Source organism: Stenotrophomonas sp. YJH_SMC_14-1 (assembly GCF_059372275.1).
Map to the genome: position 1 here is coordinate 971,125 of NZ_JCAFVK010000002.1, position 18,812 is coordinate 989,936.

Annotated in this window: 13 protein-coding genes; 6 read left to right on the forward strand and 7 right to left on the reverse strand. The window is 67.7% G+C overall.

The genetic code is table 11. The features are described 5' to 3' along the window. Positions 1-28: 28 nt before the first annotated feature. A complete protein-coding gene (locus tag AC5P9P_RS09380; protein ID WP_005410957.1) occupies positions 29-3,190 on the reverse strand; it encodes an efflux RND transporter permease subunit in 3,162 nt (1,053 codons plus the stop codon). 4 nt (positions 3,191-3,194) lie between these two features. Next, positions 3,195-4,316 (reverse strand): efflux RND transporter periplasmic adaptor subunit, encoded by a 1,122-nt coding sequence (locus tag AC5P9P_RS09385; protein ID WP_033835639.1) that lies wholly within the window; start codon positions 4,314-4,316, stop codon positions 3,195-3,197. Positions 4,317-4,433: 117 nt separating this feature from the next. Between AC5P9P_RS09385 and AC5P9P_RS09390 the strand changes: the two genes are divergently transcribed. The 3 genes from AC5P9P_RS09390 to AC5P9P_RS09400 all read left to right on the forward strand — a co-directional run bounded on the left by AC5P9P_RS09390 (position 4,434) and on the right by AC5P9P_RS09400 (position 7,273). After that, positions 4,434-5,114: a TetR/AcrR family transcriptional regulator gene (locus AC5P9P_RS09390; RefSeq protein WP_033835640.1), complete on the forward strand. Its 681-nt coding sequence runs from the start codon at positions 4,434-4,436 to the stop codon at positions 5,112-5,114. Positions 5,115-5,250: 136 nt separating this feature from the next. Then, positions 5,251-5,898 (forward strand): protein-L-isoaspartate O-methyltransferase family protein, encoded by a 648-nt coding sequence (locus AC5P9P_RS09395; protein ID WP_033835641.1) that lies wholly within the window; start codon positions 5,251-5,253, stop codon positions 5,896-5,898. Positions 5,899-5,914: 16 nt separating this feature from the next. After that, positions 5,915-7,273, forward strand: a complete 1,359-nt coding sequence (locus AC5P9P_RS09400) for a TolC family outer membrane protein (RefSeq protein ID WP_033835642.1) — start codon at positions 5,915-5,917, stop codon at positions 7,271-7,273. Between the two features lie 87 nt (positions 7,274-7,360). Here the strand turns inward: AC5P9P_RS09400 and AC5P9P_RS09405 are convergent, their stop codons facing one another. Together AC5P9P_RS09405 and waaA are read right to left on the reverse strand one after the other, a co-directional pair. Then, positions 7,361-8,578, reverse strand: a complete 1,218-nt coding sequence (locus AC5P9P_RS09405; protein WP_495232704.1) for an amino acid transporter — start codon at positions 8,576-8,578, stop codon at positions 7,361-7,363. Between the two features lie 216 nt (positions 8,579-8,794). After that, the gene (gene waaA / locus AC5P9P_RS09410; RefSeq protein ID WP_049403581.1) at positions 8,795-10,093 is read right to left on the reverse strand and encodes a lipid IV(A) 3-deoxy-D-manno-octulosonic acid transferase; all 1,299 of its coding nucleotides are present in this window, start codon (positions 10,091-10,093) and stop codon (positions 8,795-8,797) included. Between the two features lie 60 nt (positions 10,094-10,153). Between waaA and AC5P9P_RS09415 the strand changes: the two genes are divergently transcribed. Continuing rightward, positions 10,154-11,071, forward strand: coding sequence for an LpxL/LpxP family Kdo(2)-lipid IV(A) lauroyl/palmitoleoyl acyltransferase (locus tag AC5P9P_RS09415; RefSeq protein ID WP_033835645.1), 918 nt, complete (start codon positions 10,154-10,156; stop codon positions 11,069-11,071). A gap of 46 nt (positions 11,072-11,117) precedes the next feature. Here the strand turns inward: AC5P9P_RS09415 and AC5P9P_RS09420 are convergent, their stop codons facing one another. Genes AC5P9P_RS09420 through AC5P9P_RS09430 form a run of 3 tightly spaced genes read right to left on the reverse strand, consistent with a single transcriptional unit; the run spans position 11,118 to position 13,758 of the window. Further along, positions 11,118-12,449, reverse strand: coding sequence for an O-antigen ligase family protein (locus tag AC5P9P_RS09420; RefSeq protein ID WP_033835646.1), 1,332 nt, complete (start codon positions 12,447-12,449; stop codon positions 11,118-11,120). Continuing rightward, the gene (locus tag AC5P9P_RS09425) at positions 12,430-13,545 is read right to left on the reverse strand and encodes a glycosyltransferase (protein WP_495232705.1); all 1,116 of its coding nucleotides are present in this window, start codon (positions 13,543-13,545) and stop codon (positions 12,430-12,432) included. The genes AC5P9P_RS09420 and AC5P9P_RS09425 overlap by 20 nt, the downstream gene beginning before the upstream one ends. A 15-nt stretch (positions 13,546-13,560) precedes the next feature. After that, entirely contained in the window at positions 13,561-13,758 is a 198-nt protein-coding gene (locus AC5P9P_RS09430; RefSeq protein ID WP_005410967.1) for a zinc-finger domain-containing protein, read from the reverse strand. A 421-nt stretch (positions 13,759-14,179) separates the two neighbouring features. Between AC5P9P_RS09430 and AC5P9P_RS09435 the strand changes: the two genes are divergently transcribed. After that, positions 14,180-17,524 (forward strand): GH92 family glycosyl hydrolase, encoded by a 3,345-nt coding sequence (locus tag AC5P9P_RS09435; protein ID WP_495232706.1) that lies wholly within the window; start codon positions 14,180-14,182, stop codon positions 17,522-17,524. After that, the gene (locus AC5P9P_RS09440; RefSeq protein ID WP_329772813.1) at positions 17,521-18,264 is read left to right on the forward strand and encodes a basic secretory protein-like protein; all 744 of its coding nucleotides are present in this window, start codon (positions 17,521-17,523) and stop codon (positions 18,262-18,264) included. Before AC5P9P_RS09435 ends, AC5P9P_RS09440 begins: the two co-directional genes overlap by 4 nt. The last annotated feature ends 548 nt before the right edge of the window (positions 18,265-18,812 follow it).

The following is an 18,812-nucleotide window of genomic DNA, read 5'->3' on the forward strand; positions in this document are numbered from 1 at the left end:
CAGGGCGGTGGCCGCAGAACCCGGGGCATTACGCCCCGGATTCGTCCGGCTTCACCCGGAACCATGCCGCGTACAACGCCGGCAGGAACACCAGGGTCAGCACCGTGCCGACGATCAGGCCGCCCATGATCGAGATCGCCATCGAGCCATAGAACGCGCTGCGCGACAGCGGAATCATCGCCAGCACGGCCGCCAGCGCGGTCAGTACGATCGGGCGGAAGCGGCGCACCGTCGCGTCGATGATCGAATGCCAGCGGTCATGCCCGGCATCGATGTCCTGCTGGATCTGGTCGATCAGGATCACCGAGTTGCGCATGATCATGCCGGCCAGCGCGATCGTGCCCAGCAGTGCCACGAAGCCGAACGGCGCGCGGAACAGCAGCAGGAACAACGTCGCGCCGATGATGCCCAGCGGCGCGGTCACCAGCACCATCGCCGCACGCGAGAAGCTGCGCAGCTGCAGCATCAGCAGCGTGGCCACCACCACCAGGAACAGCGGCATGCCGGCCTTGATCGAGTTCTGGCCACGTGCCGAATCCTCCACGGTACCGCCGGTTTCCAGCAGGTAACCGTTCGGCAGCTCGGCACGGATGCCATCCAGCGTCGGCAGGATCTGATGCACCACGTCCAGCGGCTGCATGCCATCGCTGATGTCGGCACGCACGGTCACCGTCGGCAGGCGGTTGCGGTGCCAGATGATGCCGTCCTCGAAGCCGTACTCCATCGTCGCCACCTGCGACAGCGTGATGCTGCCGCCGTTGGCGGTCGGCATCGACAGGCTCGACAGCAGCTCCAGCTGGTTGCGCTCGTCGGCCGGGCCACGCAGCAGCATCTCGATCTGGCGGTTGCCCTCGCGGTACACGCTCACCGACTGCCCGGCCAGCGAACTGGACAGGAACTGGCTGACCTGGGCACTGCTCACGCCCAGCGCCCGCGCACGCTCCTGGTCGATCACCAGCCGCACCACCTTGCTCGGCTCGCTCCAGTCCAGGTTGACGTTCATCACGTGCGGGTTCTCGCGCACCTTGGCTTCGACCTGGCGCGCGATCGCCTGCACCTTCTCGATGTGCTCGCCGGAAATGCGCATCTGCACCGGATAGCCGACCGGCGGGCCGTTCTCCAGGCGGGTCACGCGCATCTGCACGTCCGGGAACTTCGGAATCACCTCGTGCAGCAGCCAGTCACGTGTGCTTTCGCGCGCCTTGATGTCCTTGGCCAGTACCACGAACTGGGCGAAGTTGGTGGCCGGCAGCTGCTGGTCCAGCGGCAGGTAGAAGCGCGGCGAACCGGTGCCCACGTAGGACACGTAGTTCGCGATGCCCTCGCGGCTGGACAGCAGCTTCTCCAGCTTCTCGGCCTGGGCCTGGGTCGAGCGCAGCGATGCGCCCTCGGCCAGCTCGATGTCCACCATCAGTTCCGGCCGGGTCGAATCCGGGAAGAACTGCTGCGGCACGAAGCGGAACATCATCAGCGAGAACACGAACAGGGCGATGGTCGCGGCAATCACCCACCAGCGGTGGCGCAGGCAGCCATCGAGGAAGCGACGGAAGCTGCGGTAGAACGGGCGCTGGTACGGATCGTGGTCGTGCCCGTGCTGCGGCGGCGCGATCAGGTTGGCCAGCGCCGGATAGCGGTCGGCCCACTGCTGGCGCTTGGCATGCCAGCGCGCGGACACGCTGCCCGGCTTCGGCGGCTGCGGATTGAACAGGTCCGGCAGCATCTTGTCGCCCAGGTACGGGATGAACAGCACCGCCGCGATCCACGACACCACCAGCGCGATGGTCACCACCTGGAACAGCGAACGCGTGTACTCACCGGTGCTCGAGGCCGCCGTAGCGATGGGCAGGAAGCCGGCCGCCGTGATCAGCGTGCCGGTCAGCATCGGGAACGCGGTGGATTCCCAGGCGAAACTGGCCGCGCGCAGGCGGTCGTAACCCTGCTCCATCTTGGTGGCCATCATCTCCACCGCGATGATCGCATCGTCCACCAGCAGGCCCAGCGCCAGCACCAGTGCACCCAGCGAAATCTTGTGCAGGCCGATGTCGAAGTAGTGCATGACGAAGAAGGTCATCGCCAGCACCAGTGGAATGGTCACGCCCACCACCAGGCCGGTGCGCAGGCCCAGCGAGAAGAAACTGACCAGCAGCACGATCACCACCGCTTCGGTCAGCACCTGCACGAACTCGCCGACCGACTCTTCCACCGACTGCGGCTGGTCGGACACCTTGCGCAGCTGCATGCCCGCCGGCAGGGTCTTCTGCAGGCGCTCGAACTCGGCATCGAGATTGGCGCCGAGCTTGAGGATGTCACCGCCATCCTTCATCGCCACTGCCAGGCCGATGGCCTCTTCACCCATGAAGCGCATCTTCGGCGACGCCGGATCGGCGAAGCCACGCTTGACCTCGGCGATGTCGCCCAGGTGCACGGTGCGGTCACCGGCGCGGATCGGGAACTGGCGGATCGCTTCGATGTCGTTGAACTGGCCGGTCACGCGCAGCTGCACGCGGTCGGTGGCGGTCTCGAAGAAGCTGGTGCCGGTGACCGCATTCTGGTCGGCCAGCGCCTGCTGTACCTGCTGCATCGACACACCCAGCGTGGCCAGGCGGGTGTTGGACAGCTCGATCCACACCTTCTCGTCCTGCAGGCCGACCAGGTCGATCTTGCCGACATCGGGCACGCGCTGCAGTTCCAGCTGGATGCGGTCGGCGTAGTCGCGCATCACCGCGTAGTCGAAGCCCTTGCCGGTCAACGCATAGATGTTGCCGTAGGTGTCGCCGAACTCATCGTTGAAGAACGGACCGACGATCTCGCGCGGCAGCGTCGCACGGATGTCGCCCACGCGCTTGCGCACCTGGTACCACAGGTCCGGGATCTGCCTGGAACGCAGGCTGTCGCGGGCCATGAAGATGACCTGCGATTCGCCGGGGCGCGAATAGGAGCGGATGAACTCGTACTCGCCGGTGTTCATCAGCGCCTTCTCGATCGGCTCGGTCACCTGCCGCGAGACCTGTTCAGCGGTGGCGCCCGGCCACAGCGTGCGCACCACCATCGCCTTGAAGGTGAATGGTGGATCCTCGGACTGGCCCAGGTGCTTGTACGACCACGCGCCGATCAGCGCGAAGGCCAGCATCGCGAACAGCACCAGCGGGCGGTTGGCCAGCGCCCACTCGGAAAGATTGAAGCGGCGCACCGGCTTACTCCTTGGCCTTGGCGGCAGCGGCCGGCTTCAGCACCGGGCGGTTCTGCCGGTCCACGGCGATCACCGGCTGGCCCGCCCGCAGCAGGTGGCCACCGGCGGCAACCACCCAGTCACCCGCGTTCACGCCGGACAGCACCGGCACGGTCTCGCTGCCAAACGCACCGGTGGTGACCGAGGCGGCCTTCAGCGTGCTGTTGGCCGGATCGACCACCCACACGCTGGCGGCACCGTTGGCACCGCGCTGCAGCGCGCCCAGCGGCAGCTGCAGGGTACCGTGGCGACCGGCGCTGCTGTAGACGCGTGCGCTCTGGCCCAGTTCGACATCGGCCAGCGCATCGGCGGCCAGGCTGACGCGGGTGGCATAGGTGCGTGCCTGCGGATCGGCGGCGGCGGCGATCTCGCGGATCGTACCGGGCAGGCGCTGGCCCGGGCGGTTCCACAGTTCCACCTCGACCGGCTGGCCGACCGCGTAGTCGCGGATGGTCGCCTCGGGCAGGTCGATCAGCACTTCGCGGCCGCCATCGGCGGCCAGGTTGAAGATGGTCTGGCCGGCGGACACCACCTGCCCGGCTTCGGCCTCGCGGCTGGCGATCACGCCATCGGCCGGCGCGCGCAGCTGCGCGTAGTCAGCCTGGTTGCGCAGCACATCGAGGTTGGCGCGGGCCGCATTGGCCTGGCCCTGCGCGGCCTTGAACGCCGCGGACTGCTGGTCCAGCTGCGAGCGGCTGACCAGTTGCTGGTCGGCCAGCACCTGGTAGCGCTTCAGGTCATCGCGGGCACGCACCAGGTCGGCCTCGGCCGCAGCCAGCTGCGCCTGTGAGGCACGGGCCTGCAGCGCGAAGTCAGCCACGTCCAGTTCGGCCAGCACGTCGCCCTTCTTCACCCGCTGGCCGGCATCGACGTGGCGCTTGACCAGGTTGCCTCCGACGCGGAACGACAGCGGGCTTTCCTGACGGGCACGCACCGTGCCCGGGAATGCCGCCGGCGCCTGTCCGGCCTGTTCGCCGGGGTGAACCACCAGTACCGGCACGGCCGCCTGCGGCGCCTGTTCCTGTCCCGAACAGGCTGCCAGCGCAGCCACCCACACCATACCGCCCATCCAGCGCACGATCTTCATCGGTCAACGTCCTGAAAACGCAGGGTTGCAACAAGGGGGAGCCGCGACTGCCGGCCCAATTTAATAAACCGGCCGGTATAGTATAAATATCGAACCGCTTGGTCTAGTATTGTTGCGATGAGTTCTTCCACTTCCCGCAAGCCGTCGGCCAAGCCCGCTGCCAAGGCCGCCGGACCCGGGCGCCCCAAGGATCTGGGCAAGCGCGCGGCGATCCTCGAAGCAGCCAAGGTACTGTTCATCGAACAGGGGTATACCGGCGTGAGCATGGACGCCATTGCCGCCCAGGCCGGCGTCTCGAAGCTGACCGTGTACAGCCACTTCGGCGACAAGGAGACCCTGTTCTCCGAGGCCGTGCAGTCAAAGTGCGTTGAAATGCTGCCCGATGCCCTGTTCGTGGCCGACGCGGACGGCCCGCTGCGCGACCAGCTGATCGGCATCGGCCTGGCCTTCTTCGAACTGATCACTTCCGATGCGGCGATCTCGATCCAGCGCATGATGATGGCGCCGGAGACCGACGAACGCCTGCGCGAGCTGTTCTGGAAGGCAGGACCGGAACGTACCTGCGAGGCCCTGGCTGACTTCCTGCGGGCACGCGCCGAGCGCGGCGAGCTGGAAATCACCGACTATTCGCTGGCTGGCGAGCAGTTCCTGACCCTGGTCAAGGGCGAAGTGCACATGCATATGATGTGCGGCATGCCACTGTCACCGGTGGAGTGCGACCCTCTTGCCCACGTGACCGCCAGCATCGACTTCTTCCTGCGCGCCTATGCGCCGCGAGGGGCCGGGACGGCTGAATAACCAAAACTGAACGAACCGGAGGTCGCGATGACTTCCGGCACTGCGACCCCGGCCACCCGGCAGCTGATGCTCTGGGCGCGCCGCCGGCCTCCGGCACCGGTAAAATGGCCGGCCCACTGCGCTGGATTTGAACCTCATGACGATTGATTACGCCCACGCCCGCGAACTGATGGTGGAACAGCAGATCCGTCCCTGGGACGTGCTGGACATCAAGGTGCTCGACGTCCTGGCCCGCCTGCCGCGCGAGGCTTTTGTCGCCGATGCACACCGGGCGCTGGCCTACGCCGATGTCGAACTGCCGATCGGCCACGGCCAGAAGATGATGAAGCCGGTCATCGAGGGCCGTACCCTGCAGGCACTGGATCTGCAGCCGGGTGACGAAGTGCTGGAAATCGGCACCGGCAGCGGCTTCCTGTCCGCCTGCATCGGCGCGCTGGCGCGCGACGTGCTGAGCCTGGAGATCGACCCGGAGCTGGCCGCCGCCGCGCGTGCCCGCCTGGACGACTCCGGCCTGGGCACCAACGTCCGCGTGGAAGTGGCTGACGCCCTGTCCTGGCAGACCGAACGCCGCTTTGACGTGATCTGTGTCACTGGTGCGGTCGACGTGGTGCCGTCACAGTTCGCCTCGTGGCTGCGTCCGGGTGGTCGCCTGTTCGTGATCCACGGCCGCTCGCCGGCGATGGAGGCCCTGCTGGTCAAGGCCGACGGCAGCACCGAGTCCCTGTTCGAGACCGATATCGATTACCTGCGTGGTGCCGCCCCGGCCCCCCAGTTCCACCTCTGAGTCCAAGGAAGCCGCAATGATCCGCCGATCCCTCGCTGTTGCGCTGGCCACTGCCCTGCTGCCGTTGTCTGCCCATGCCGCCGACCTGCTGCAGGTCTACGAAATGGCACGCAACGGCGATCCGCAGCTGTCCGCCGCCGAATCGACCCGGCTGGTCGACAAGGAAGGCGCCGTGCAGGCGCGCGCCGCCCTGCTGCCGCAGATCAACGGCCAGGCCACGCTGAACCGCACGCGCAGCGAGCCGAACGCCGACATCAACTCCGGCTCGTTCACCAACAAGCGCCGCAATTACACGATCGATGGCAGCCAGACGCTGTTCAACTGGACCCAGATCAACAACCTGCGTTCGCAGCGTGAGCTGAGCAAGGCGGCGGACTTCACCCTCGAATCTGCCAACGACAGCCTGATCGTGCGCACCTCGGCGGCCTACTTCAACGTGCTGGTGGCGATCGAATCGCTGAACGCCGCACAGACCAATGAAGCGGCTGCGAAGAAGCAGTTCGACTTCGCCGACAAGCGCCTGGAAGTGGGCCTGGCGCCGATCACCGACGTGCACGAAGCACGCGCCCAGTACGACCAGGCGCGCGCCAACACCATCGTTGCGCAGAACACCCTGGCCGATAACTACCAGGCGCTGACCGAACTGACCGGCCAGCCGGTGACCAACCTGCGTGGGCTGCCGGCCGACTTCCGTCCGGAAGTGCCGGCCAACCGTGGCAACATCGACGAGCTGGTGCACCAGGCCACCACCCAGAATCCGGCGCTGAAGGCGCAGGAACTGAAGGTGAGCGCCGCCGAAGCCGGCGTGCAGGCCGCGCGTGGTGGCCACTACCCGACCCTGTCGCTGGGCGGCAGCTGGGGCAAGACCGCGACCTGGGGCGACAGCACCGGCTCCGGCTCGCTGTCCCCCGACGCCCGCACCAACAGCATCGGCCTGACCCTGAACGTGCCGATCTTCGCCGGCGGCGCTACCCAGTCCGGCGTGCGCCAGGCGCTGGCCCAGCGTGACATTGCCCAGGACGGCTACGAGCAGCAGAAGCGTGCCCTGGACCGCAACACCCGCAATGCGTACCAGACCCTGGTACAGGGCATCAGCGAAGTGGAAGCCCGCCGCCTGGCGGTGGTCTCGGCACAGAGCGCCTATGACGCCTCGCAGGTCGGCCTGGAAGTCGGCACCCGTACCGTGCTGGACGTGATCCAGAACCAGCGCATCCTGTTCTCGGCGCAGCTGGACTACGCCCAGGCCCGTTACACCTTCCTGCAGAACCGCCTGCTGCTGAGCCAGTCGCTGGGTGCGCTGGACGTGGCCGAGCTGCAGGACGTCAACCGCCTGCTGACCCAGGACGCGGGCAACCCGGCAACCACCACGCACTGAGTCGTCAGCCTGCCGGTCACGAAGAAGCCATCCGCGAGGGTGGCTTTTTTGTTGGTCGCGCGGACGGAAGCATGCACCCACCGACCGTCAGCCGGGCCAGACCCGCATCCGTTCGACTGCGGCCAGCAGACACAGTGCGATGGCGACGGGAGCCAGCACCGGCAGGGCGCGTGACCGCGGTGCCCGTCCGCGCAGCACGGCCACGCACACGGCCCCCATCACCAACAGGGTTGCCGGACCAGGCAGTACCGGCAGGCTGCGCATGGGCGCCCACAACGCCAGCAATGCCGCCGACAGGACGACGGCAACCGGCACCAGTCTCTCCAGGAACTCCAGGGATCGGTCACCTGCCGTCGGCCACAGCTGCATCGCCACCCGCGCAGCCAACATCAGCAGCACCAGGATGAGCGCCACCAACCCTGCCACTCCGGCCAGCGGCAGCAAGGGCATCGCCCAGTACAACTGCGGGTGATGCTGCAGGGCGACCGACAAAGGCCGCGTGCTGGCCAGGGCCGGAAATTCGACCAGGCCCGCCTGCAACGCGGCCAGTACGATCAGCAGCACCATGGCCAGCAGCACGCACGCCGGCAGCAGCGGCGGCCGTGCCCTCGCCTGCCTGCCGATGCCAGGAAATCCCATCGCCAGGCCAACGGTGGCGAACACACCGTACAGCGGCACGCTCGCCGCCAGTACACCGCCGATCCCGAAGCGATAGGGTGCCGTTGCCGGCGGCAGCCATGGAATCCAGTACGCGTAGTGCACATGGCGGGCTGCCAGCACCAGCAACAGCAGGCCGGCGCCGACCTTCACCGTCAGCAGCACGCAGGCAACCAGCACCACACGGTGTGGCCGCAGCGACCCGACCGCTGCAAGCAACAGCAGGCTGGCAGCAGCCATCAGTTGACCCGGCATCCCGTTGCTGGCCTCGATTCCACAACCAGCCAGCAGAACATGCAGATGGTTGGCGACGGACTGCGCAACGCCAGCGGCAGTCACCACCAGTTCCAGCAGCAGCGCGCCACCGAGCAGAACGGCCGGCACGCCTCCCCAGCAGTCCCGCACCACGCCATGCAGGCCATCGGCAGCGGGCCTTTGCTGGTTCAGAACGTGCAGGCAGTACAGCAGCGGCCCTGTGCCCAGCGCGGCCAGCAGCAGGCTCAGGACGATGGCCGGGCCTGCCTGGGCTGCGGTGTGCTGCCCGACCAGCGCGACCACGCCGCCTCCCAGCAGCAAGGTCAGTGCCACCACCACAAGGCGATCGCCGTACCCGGGCTCATCGATGCCGGGGCTGCTGTCGCTGTCCATCGCAAGTTCCCTTGATATCCGCCCAAGCGCGGTCGACAGCAGACTGACAGCCTGTGCCGGGAGGCGGTATCGGAATACGCGCCATGCGCATCACGATGTGACGGCAGGCACGTTGGCAAGGAAGCTCACGGTCCCGCTACGACAGATTCCAGGTCGCTAAGCAGAATTGACGCGGTCTTTCACGACAGTCACGTCGCGTGCGCCGGCCCTTCGGACTCAGCGGCAAGGCGGCGGCAGGTGCGGTCCGACCAGCGCCAGCGTACGCTGCAGGGCACCGCGTCCGTTGCTGATCAGCGTGCAGCCTGCCCGCGCCATGTCCTCGCGTGCCTGCGGATCTTCGAGCAGGTGCTGCAGCAGTTCGCCGACCGCCTGCACGTCTTCGCCGATCAACAGCGCGCCCGCCTCGCGCATGCGGCGGGAAATCTCCGAGAAGTTGTGCAGGTGCGGGCCCGTCACCGCAGCGGTGCCCATCGCCGCCGGCTCCAGCAGGTTGTGGCCACCGATCGGCTGCAGGCTTCCACCGACAAACGCCACCTGCGCGCAGGCATAGAAAGGCATCAGCTCGCCCAGGGTATCGATGACGAACACATCGGTTCCAACCTCCGGCCACTGCTTCGCGCGCCGGGTTGCCACGTTCCAGCCCTGCTCCCGCGCCAGCGCCTCCACCTTCGGGAAGCGCTCGGGATGCCGGGGCGCCCACAGCAGCAACAGGTCGGGGTGCTGCCGGCGCAGGCGACGATGCAGATCGATCACCGCCTGTTCTTCACCATCATGGGTACTGGCGGCGATCCACACCGGCCGCCGGGCCGGCACGCGGGCATGGAACTGCTCGACGAAGCCCTGCACGTCCGGCGTAGTGATGTCGAACTTCAGGTTGCCCAGCGCCTGAACCTGCTCCGGCGCGGCACCCAGCTGCACGAAACGCTCGGCATCGTCCTGCGACTGCGCGGCCACGCAGGTGACCGTGCGCAGTGCGCGGCGGATCAATGACGCCAGCAGCCGGTAGCCCCGCAGCGAACGCGCCGAGAGGCGCGCGTTGAGGATGTAGACCGGAATGCCACGGTCACGGCAGCCGAACAGCATGTTCGGCCACAGTTCGGTTTCCAGGATCAGCGCCAGGCTGGGCTGGAAGTGGCCGAGGAAGCGGTTGACGCTGCCGGGCACGTCATACGGCAGGTAGACGTGGTCCAGGGCGTCGCCCCACAGCGCACGCACGCGCTCGGAGCCGGTCGGGGTGATGGTGGTGATGACCCAGCGGATGTCCGGGCGCTCCTTGCGCAGCGCGTTCACCAGCGGCGCAGCGGCATTGACTTCGCCCACCGAGACCGCGTGCAGCCAGACCCGCGGTTGGCCGGTGGGCTGCGGATAGGAGGCATAGCGCTCATCCCAGCGCCGGAAGTATTCACGGACCCGGAAGCCGCGCCAGACCAGGTGGTACACGGTGATCGGCAGCAGGATGTAGAGCACGACCGAGTACAGGCCGCGCAGGATCCATTCGACAGGGTCTTTACGCATGCGGCAAGGATACGGGAGCCCCCCGGGAAAGACACGCGGCCGCCTTGGTAGAATGGGCCAATGTCCGATGCCACCACCGCCGTCCGCCCGTCGCTGCGCGATCCCCGCAACTGGCCGATGTTCGCCGCCATGCTGGGCGCCTTCGCCATCGCCCGCCTGCCGTGGATGCTGCAGCGTGCGCTGGGCCGGGGCGTCGGCTGGATCACCTGGCGCCTGCTGGGCAGCCGTCGCCGCGCCGCCGAGGTCAACCTGCAGCTGTGCTTCCCCGAGAAGGACGAGGCCTGGCGCCAGCGCCTGGTGCGCGACAGCTTCGATGCCCTGGGTGTGGGCGTGTTCGAGTGCATCCGCGCCTGGTGGGGCAGCATCGACAGCATCCGCCCGCAGGTGCAGATCGAAGGACTGGAACATCTACGGCAGATGCAGGCGGAAGGTCGTGGCGTGCTGCTGGTGTCCGGCCATTTCATGACCCTGGAAATGTGCGGGCGCCTGCTGTGCGACTACGTTGATCTTTCAGGCATGTACCGCAAGCACAAGAACCCGGTGTACGAGTGGGCGGTGAAGTTCGGCCGCCTGCGCTACGCCAAGGCAATGTTCGCCAATGAGGACATCCGCGCTACCGTGCGCCACCTGAAGAAGGGCGGCTTCCTCTGGTACGCGCCCGACCAGGACATGCGCGGCAAGGACACCGTGTTCGTGCCGTTCTTCGGCCACACCGCTTCGACCATCACCGCCACCCACCAGCTGGCGCGGATGACCGGCTGTGCGGTGATCCCGTATTTCCATCGCCGCGAAGGCGGGAAGTACTTCCTGAAGATCGGCGCGCCACTGGAGAATTTCCCCAGCGACGACGTGGAAGCCGATACCACGCGGGTCAACCAGGCCATCGAAGAGATGGTGCGCGAGGCGCCCGACCAGTACCTCTGGATCCATCGCCGATTCAAGCGGCAGCCGGGTGGCCGGAGCGCTTTCTACAAGTAACGCGGGGAGCGGATTGGCTCTATCCACGCATGGCGTGGATGCGCAGTTACTTCAGCGCCGGCGATTCATCCGCGTCGCGCGCCAGCAGGCTGCCGGCGAACAGCGCGGCCAGCAATACGGTCAGGCCACCCCAGAAGGCCGAATAGAACGCCAGATGGGTGTTCAGCGGGAACACGGTCACCGCCAGCGCCAGCATCGCCGGACGCGCGCGTTCGCGGGCCATTGCCGGCGCGTAGCGCCATGCGCGCCAGGCCTGGGCCACCGCCGCCAGCCACAGCAACAGACCAATCACTCCAGTCTCTGCGAGGATTTCCAGCACGATCTGATGGGCATGAAGCGCCGGGGCATTGCCCCACACGGCCGGCCCTTCCTCCGCCACGCAAGCGGGATAGGCATCGCGGAAACCACGTGCACCCACGCCATTGATCGGGTGCTCTTCAATCATGCAGGCGGCGGCTTCCCAGATCCGCGCGCGCCCTGACAGGGCCTCGTCGACACCACGCTCGCCCCCATCCAGGGCCATGGCCGTACGCGCGAAGCGCTCGCGCAGCTGCGGCACGCTGGCGGTCAGCGCACCGGCGCCGAGCACCGCCACCAGCGCCAGCGCGGCCAGCCGTTTCCAGCCGAACTGGCGCACGCCGCTGTAGGCCAGCACCAGCGCGAAGGTGATCCACGAGGCGCGCGAACCGGCCAACAGCAGCACGCTGCCCAGCGCTGCCGCAGCCAGCAGCCAGCCCGTGTTGCCAAAGCGCCGCGCGGCGGGCAGCAGCAGGAACGGCGACAGGCTGGCCAGCACCTGGCCGAACTTCAGGTTGCACGGTCCCAGTGCGCCACTGAGGCGATCTGCCAGTGCGGCCTCGTCGGCCGGGCACAGTGCGTGGCCACTGACCGCCAGCTTCAGGTGTTCCAGCGACCAGAACCATGGGCTGGTGCCGGCCACCGCCTGCACCAGTGCATCCAGCGTCCATGCGCCGGTGATCAGTGCCAGCCCCGCGAAGGTCAGCCGCCGCCGCTCCGGCGTAGCCACCGCGATCGCCACCAGCCACATGAAGGGCAGATAGCGCAGGCCCGCAGCAGCCTTGGTCCACGAGGCCGCCGGATCGATCGCATCGAATGCGGAGAATGCCTGCGGCAGCCAGTAACCAAGGAACAGGATCGAAGTCAGTGCCCAGGCCGCCGTGCTCAACAGATGCGGGCGGCGCTGCAGGCGGCGCGTCACCATGCGCGCCGCCGCGTACAGCGCGCCCAGGCCCAACACGGTTTCGGCGATGCCTGGCAACGGCCACATCGCCACGTACGCCAGCACCCACCAGGGCGCCCAGCGCCCGGCGCGGTCGTCGCGCACGATGACGGCGGGGTCAGCCGGCGAGGTCGGCATAGAGGCGGAGGGTATCGCGCTGCATGGCCTGCAGGGTAAACGGGATGCGGGTCGGCAAGGACGGGGGCTGGGCCAGCAGGGCCAGCGCACGTTCACCCAATGCCCGCGCATCGCCGAGCGGCACGGCACCTGCGGGTTGCAGCTGCCGAAGCAGCTCACCAACTCCGCCATGGTCCCAACCCAGCACCGGCCGGCCCACCGACAACGCCTCGACCACGGTGCGGCCGAACGCTTCGGGCTTGTCCGACAGCTGCAGTACCAGGTCGCTGGCCGCGTAGGCCTGGGCGATGCGTGCGGTCGGCGTGCTGATGTGCACGGCCTCGGCCACGCCGAGCGCGGCCGCCTGCCGGCGCAGGTCGGCCACGTAGGCTTCACGGCCGGGTTCATCGGTGCCCAGCATCCACAACTGTGCCGGCACGCCGGCGGCGCGCACATCCGCCAGCAGCTGCAATGCGTGTGCGTGACCCTTCAGACGGGTGCCACGCCCCGGCAACAGCAGCAAGGGGCCTTCAACCTGCGCCAGCCATGGGTGCTCTGCCGCAAGCGCCATCCGCGCACGGCGATCGGCACGCGCCACGCGCGGGAACTGGGCCACATCGACGCCACGCGGAATCACCTGCAATGCCTGTTCGGGCACGGTCGGGTAGTGGCGCTGCACGTAATCGCGCACGGTGTTGGACACGCAGATCACGCGTTCGCCGCTGGTCATCACCGCGCTGTAGCGGCTGGGCGAATTCAGCCCATGCAGGGTGGTCACCCAGTGCGGGCGTTGCGCGGCAGGCAGGGCACGGATTGCGTACAGGCCCAGCCAGGCCGGCAGCCGCGAGCGGGCATGCACGATGTCCGCACCAACCTCGGCAAACAAGCGACGCAGGGTCGGCAAGTGGCGCAGGGTCAGCAGCGACTTGCGGCCAATGTCCAGGGTGAGGTGCTCGGCACCGCTGTCGAGCAGCGGCTGCACCAGGCGGCCACCGGCGGAAACCACCAGCGCGCGATGGCCGGCGGCGACCAGGGCCGCAGCGATTTCCAGGGTCGAGCGCTCGACGCCGCCGGAGTGCAGCGCCGGCAGCAACTGCACCACGGTCAATCGGCGCATCGAAGGGGCGGCCGCTTAGTCGGCCAGCACGAACACGGAACCGCAGTACGGGCACTGCGCTTCGCCATTGGGCTCGTCTTCGATCGGCAGGTACACGCGCGGATGCGAGTTCCACAGCGCCATTTCCGGGGTCGGGCAGCTCAGCGGCAGATCGCTGCGGTGCACGGTGTAGCGCTTCTCGGCGTTGGCGGGCGCAGTGGCGGTATGGCTCATGGCGGATGTCGATGAACGGGTTGCGAGGCCTGTGATTCTAGCATCCAGGCCGCCCCGACATTGCGCCGCAACGGGTCTTTGCGCGTACCGGGCCGATTCCCTGCGACCTTGCGTGCCACTTCGGGATGAGGTGCCGGCGGGAATTCCCGACCGATCCTGCAGATTCACCCCGGGAAACCACCGACAACGATATTTACCGCATTTGGATCGAACTAAATGGCACTTGTCAGGTTGCCACGGCTGTTGCAGGATCGGGCCAGGTCGTAACCCGGCCTGCCCCAATCCGACCCGATCGCATGGCCCGCCCCCACCGGACCGGCATCGCCTCTTCCACTGCCATCGCGGCGGGCGGAGCGATGCTGTCCGTGGTGTCCGCCGATGCGGGTTCTGCCCGCCGCCAGCCCTTCCGGGAGACCCTTGCATGACCCTGTCCGATCCACGCCGCGCCCTGCTTCCGCTCGCCCTGGCCCTGGCCTGTGCGACTACCGCGATGCCGGTGCTGGCACAGGGACTGCAGAGCTCGTTCGAGCCGGGCCAGCCGGCTCCGGAACCGGCCGCAGGCGCATTGCAGGTCATGATCGGCAATGGCCCCGCGGCGCCCTACGCCGCCAAGCGCAATGTCGGCTACAGCGGCCTGCACGCACTGCGCTACAGCAGTGAAGGTGGCAATGTGCGGCGCGAACTGTTCAAGGCGGACGTGACCATCGAGGCCGATACCACCCTGTCGTGGTTGGTGCTGCCGGAGATCGTCGGCAAGGACACCGTGGCTTCGACCTATGTGTCTCTGGACCTGCTGCTGGACGATGGCAGTCGGGTTTCGGCCGGCGCTGCGCGTGACCAGCATGGGGTGGCCCTCGGCGCCCGCGCGCAGGGCGACTCGAAGACGCTGTACCCGCAGCAATGGGCGCGCAAGGCGGTGCGGCTGGGCGATGTGCCCGCGCTGAAGGGCCGCCGCGTGGTGGCGATCGAACTGGAGGTGGCCAGTGCCGACGGCGCACCGGTCTCCGGCTGGATTGATGACGTTCGCCTGGACGCAGTGCCACGGCAGCAGCCAGCGCGCGTCTCCGACTGGGTGCTGACCACCCGCGGTACGCAGGCCAACGGCACCTTCTCGCGTGGCAACAATTTCCCGGCCACGGCGGTGCCGCACGGGTTCAACTTCTGGACCCCGGTCACCGATGCCGGTGCGCTGAACTGGCTGTACCGCTGGAACGAGCAGAACGACGCTCAGAACCGTCCGCAGCTGCAGGCGCTTGCGCTGAGCCATCAACCCAGCCCGTGGATGGGCGACCGCCAGACCTTCCAGGTGATGCCATCGGCCAGTCGTGGCGTGCCGGAGGCTGACCGCCGCAAACGTGCCCTGTCGTTCGACCGCAGCCACGAAAGCGCCCGCCCTTACCGCTACGACGTGCGCTTCGACAACGGCGTCGCGGCATCGATCGCGCCGACCGACCATGCCGCGCTGTTCCGCTTTGACTTCCCGGAGGGAGGCGACGCCAACCTGCTGTTCGACAACGTCGATGCCCGCGGTGGCCTGACTCTGGACGCCGCCACGCAGACGCTGTCCGGCTACACCGACACGCGCAGCGGCCTGTCCAACGGCGCCAGCCGCATGTACGTGGCAGCCAGCTTCGACAGACCCTGGCGCAGCAGCGGTCGCCTCGACACCGGCCGACCGACCGGTTACATCAAGTTCGATGCCGGCAGCGACCGGCGGGTGACCATGCGCATCGCCACTTCGCTGATCTCGGTGGAGCAGGCACGACAAAACCTGGCGCTGGAAATCGCCGCCACCGATACGCTGGAGAGCGTGGCCGGCCGTGCGCAGGATGCATGGGACGCACGCCTGGCCCGCTTCGACATCGGCGATGCCAGCGACGACCAGAAGACCACGCTGTATTCCAGCCTGTACCGGCTGTTCCTGTACCCGAATTCCGGCCATGAGAACGTGGGCAGCGCCGCCGCACCGGAGTGGCGCTACGCCAACCAGGCCAGCGCCAGCGATGACAACACCGAGGGCAGCGCGACCCGCACCTTTGCCGCCGTGCGCGATGGCAAGGTGTTCGTCAACAATGGCTTCTGGGACACCTTCCGCACCACCTGGCCGGCCTACGCGCTGTTCACGCCCGACGATGCCGGGCAGATGGTGCAGGGTTTCATCGAGCAGTACCGCGCTGGCGGCTGGATCGCGCGCTGGTCGTCGCCGGGCTACGCGGACCTGATGGTCGGCACCAGCTCGGACGTGGCCTTCGCCGATGCGTGGCTGAAGGGCGTCGGCGGCTTCGATCCGGGCGAGGCCTACGCCGCCGCGCTGAAGAACGCGACCGTGGTACCACCCGACCGCCATGTCGGCCGCAAGGGCATGGACCGTTCGACCTTCCGGGGCTACGCCAGCGCCGACGTGCATGAGGGCATGTCGTGGACGATGGAAGGCGCACTCAATGACTTCGGCATCGCCAACATGGCCGATGCGCTGGCCAAGCGCGCGACCGCACCCGCCGCACGCGAGCGCTACAGCACCGAAGCCGACTACTTCCGCCACCGCGCTGCCAGCTACGCGACGATGTTCGACCCTGCCGCCGGCTTCTTCCAGGGCCGCAGGGCCGATGGCCGCTGGCGCGTGGACGCCAAGGACTACGACCCGCGCGTGTGGGGCCACGATTACACCGAATCCAACGGCTGGACCTTCGCCTTCACTGCCGCCCATGACGGCGAAGGCCTCGCCGCGCTGTACGGTGGCCGCGACAAGCTGGCGGCGAAGCTGGATACCTTCTTCGCCACGCCGGAAACCGCAGACCCGGCACTGGCCGGTTCCTACGGCGGCACCATCCACGAGATGACCGAAGCGCGCGACGTACGCATGGGCATGTACGCGCACAGCAACCAGCCGGCGCACCACATCCCGTGGATGTACCTGTATGCCGGGCAGCCGTGGAAGACCCAGCAGCACGTGCGCGAGATCCTGTCGCGGCTTTACGTCGGCAGCGAGATCGGCCAGGGCTATCCGGGCGATGAGGACAACGGCGAAACCTCGGCATGGTACGTGCTGGCCTCGCTGGGCCTGTACCCGCTGCGCATGGGCGCCCCGGAGTACGTGATCGGCTCGCCGGCCTTCGAACATGCACGAGTGGAGCTGCAGGGTGGCGCGGTGCTGACCGTGAACGCGGCCAACAACTCGCGCGAGAACGTCTACGTGCAGTCGCTGAAGATCAACGGCAAGCCGTGGACGAAGACCTGGGTGCCACACGACCTGATCGCCAAGGGCGCGACCCTCGACTTCGTGATGGGACCCCGTCCCTCGCGCTGGGGCAGCGGCGTGGACGATGTGCCGCGCTCGTTGACCGCGCGCGGCCAGCGCCCGCAGCTGCTGCGCGACCTGCTCGGCAGCGGCGCGAAGGCGACGCTGGCCGATGGCCGCGCCCTGCCCGCACTGGTCGATGACGATGCGAGTACCACCGTGGGCCTGGGCGGCGGCGCAACCATCGCGCTGACCGGACTGAGCGACGGCACGCCGACGATGTACACGCTCACCAGCGGCGACGGCCGCATCCAGGGCGGTGAGTGGACGCTGGAGGCGCGCAACGGCGGCGGCAGCTGGACCGTGCTCGACCAGCGCAGCGGCGAAGACTTCGAATCCGCCCGCCAGACCCGTCCGTTCCGCATCGCCAGACCCGGCCGCTACAGCGAATACCGCCTGCGCCTGGCGGCACCGGCACGGCTGCCACTGGCGGAGATCGAACTGCTGGCTGCCGGCACCGTACAATGAGCGGCATGCGCGACCGTCTTCTGCCTCTGGCCCTTGTTGCCCTGTCCTTCTCAAGTTTCGGCCAGACCCAGGCGTTCGATACGCAGCTGACCCGCGACGGCGTGACGCTGAACTACCAGGACGCCCGTGGCGCCCTGGCCGCGCCGCAGCGCAAGCGGGTGATCGATACGTTCTTCTTCGCCTACCTGCGCGAACGCGCGGACTTCCACCCGGCCGCGCCGGCGATGGTGCGCATTGTGATCGATCCGGCCTACACCGGCATCGCCTTCGTCGGCGACAAGGACCAGGCAGCGACGATCACCATCAACCCAGGCTGGTTGGCGCAGCACCCGAACGACATCGACCTGGTCACCCATGAGGCGATGCACATCGTGCAGGGCTATCCAGGTTACGACGATGCACGGGTGCCGGGCTGGCTGGTGGAAGGCATCGCCGACTACGCACGCGACCGCTACGGCATGGACAATGCCGCCGCAGGCTGGGTGCTGCCGGGCAAGGTCGAGAAGGGGCAGAATTTCGACAGCGGCTACCGGGTGACCGGCGCGTTCCTGAAATGGGCCGAGGCCGAGTATCCCGGCCTGGTGCTGGCGCTGGACAAGGCCCTGCGCGACGGCCGCTATACGCCGGCGCTGTGGCAGAAGCACACCGGCAAGGCACTGCCGGCGCTGTGGACGCAGTACGCCAAGCCGCGTTCGGATGCACCGCCGCCGGCACCAGCGCGCCGCGGCAAGCGGCGCTGACTGGGCGATCAACTGGGTATTGCGGCGACTGGGTAGAGTCGACTGGGTAGAGTCGACTGTTAGTCGACTGCCTTTCGTACGGCCCCCGAAAACCCCGCGCTTCGCGCGATAGTCGACCAACGGTCGACTCTACCTCGCTGGCGTCTACGCCTCAGCGCGACTGCACGAAGCCGGCATACAGCGCGAACAGCTGCTGGAAGTACCGCCGCGTCACTCGATTGCGCATGACACCCTCGCCCATGGAAAGTTGGTCGGGCCCAGGGTGGGAAGGCCGGTCCGGTCCCTTCCCACGGCCAGGCCGCGTGGACGTATTGGGCCGCAACGGCGTTGCAGGGACATGACCGGGTTGCGTAGCGCGTGTGGCAGCGGTGGGACCGGCATCGGGACCGGTAGAGTCGACTGCTAGTTGTGATCTCTCGGTAGGTTGTTCATCCGGGGCATCTTTGGAAAATGGTGGTTACCACACCTATCCAGTCCCCAAAGAGCCCGGATGAACCACCATAAAAATGCCCGTTTGACGCCGTTTAGTCGAGAACTTCTTGTCCGCC

Excerpts from the sequence above, each read along its gene's own strand:
- AC5P9P_RS09385 (WP_033835639.1), bottom strand. The coding sequence starts at position 4,316 with ATGAAGATCGTGCGCTGGATGGGCGGTATGGTGTGGGTGGCTGCGCTG.
- AC5P9P_RS09390 (WP_033835640.1), top strand. The coding sequence starts at position 4,434 with ATGAGTTCTTCCACTTCCCGCAAGCCGTCGGCCAAGCCCGCTGCCAAG.
- AC5P9P_RS09395 (WP_033835641.1), top strand. The coding sequence starts at position 5,251 with ATGACGATTGATTACGCCCACGCCCGCGAACTGATGGTGGAACAGCAG.
- AC5P9P_RS09400 (WP_033835642.1), top strand. The coding sequence starts at position 5,915 with ATGATCCGCCGATCCCTCGCTGTTGCGCTGGCCACTGCCCTGCTGCCG.
- AC5P9P_RS09405 (WP_495232704.1), bottom strand. The coding sequence starts at position 8,578 with ATGGACAGCGACAGCAGCCCCGGCATCGATGAGCCCGGGTACGGCGAT.
- waaA (WP_049403581.1), bottom strand. The coding sequence starts at position 10,093 with ATGCGTAAAGACCCTGTCGAATGGATCCTGCGCGGCCTGTACTCGGTC.
- AC5P9P_RS09415 (WP_033835645.1), top strand. The coding sequence starts at position 10,154 with ATGTCCGATGCCACCACCGCCGTCCGCCCGTCGCTGCGCGATCCCCGC.
- AC5P9P_RS09420 (WP_033835646.1), bottom strand. The coding sequence starts at position 12,449 with ATGCCGACCTCGCCGGCTGACCCCGCCGTCATCGTGCGCGACGACCGC.
- AC5P9P_RS09425 (WP_495232705.1), bottom strand. The coding sequence starts at position 13,545 with ATGCGCCGATTGACCGTGGTGCAGTTGCTGCCGGCGCTGCACTCCGGC.
- AC5P9P_RS09430 (WP_005410967.1), bottom strand. The coding sequence starts at position 13,758 with ATGAGCCATACCGCCACTGCGCCCGCCAACGCCGAGAAGCGCTACACC.
- AC5P9P_RS09435 (WP_495232706.1), top strand. The coding sequence starts at position 14,180 with ATGACCCTGTCCGATCCACGCCGCGCCCTGCTTCCGCTCGCCCTGGCC.
- AC5P9P_RS09440 (WP_329772813.1), top strand. The coding sequence starts at position 17,521 with ATGAGCGGCATGCGCGACCGTCTTCTGCCTCTGGCCCTTGTTGCCCTG.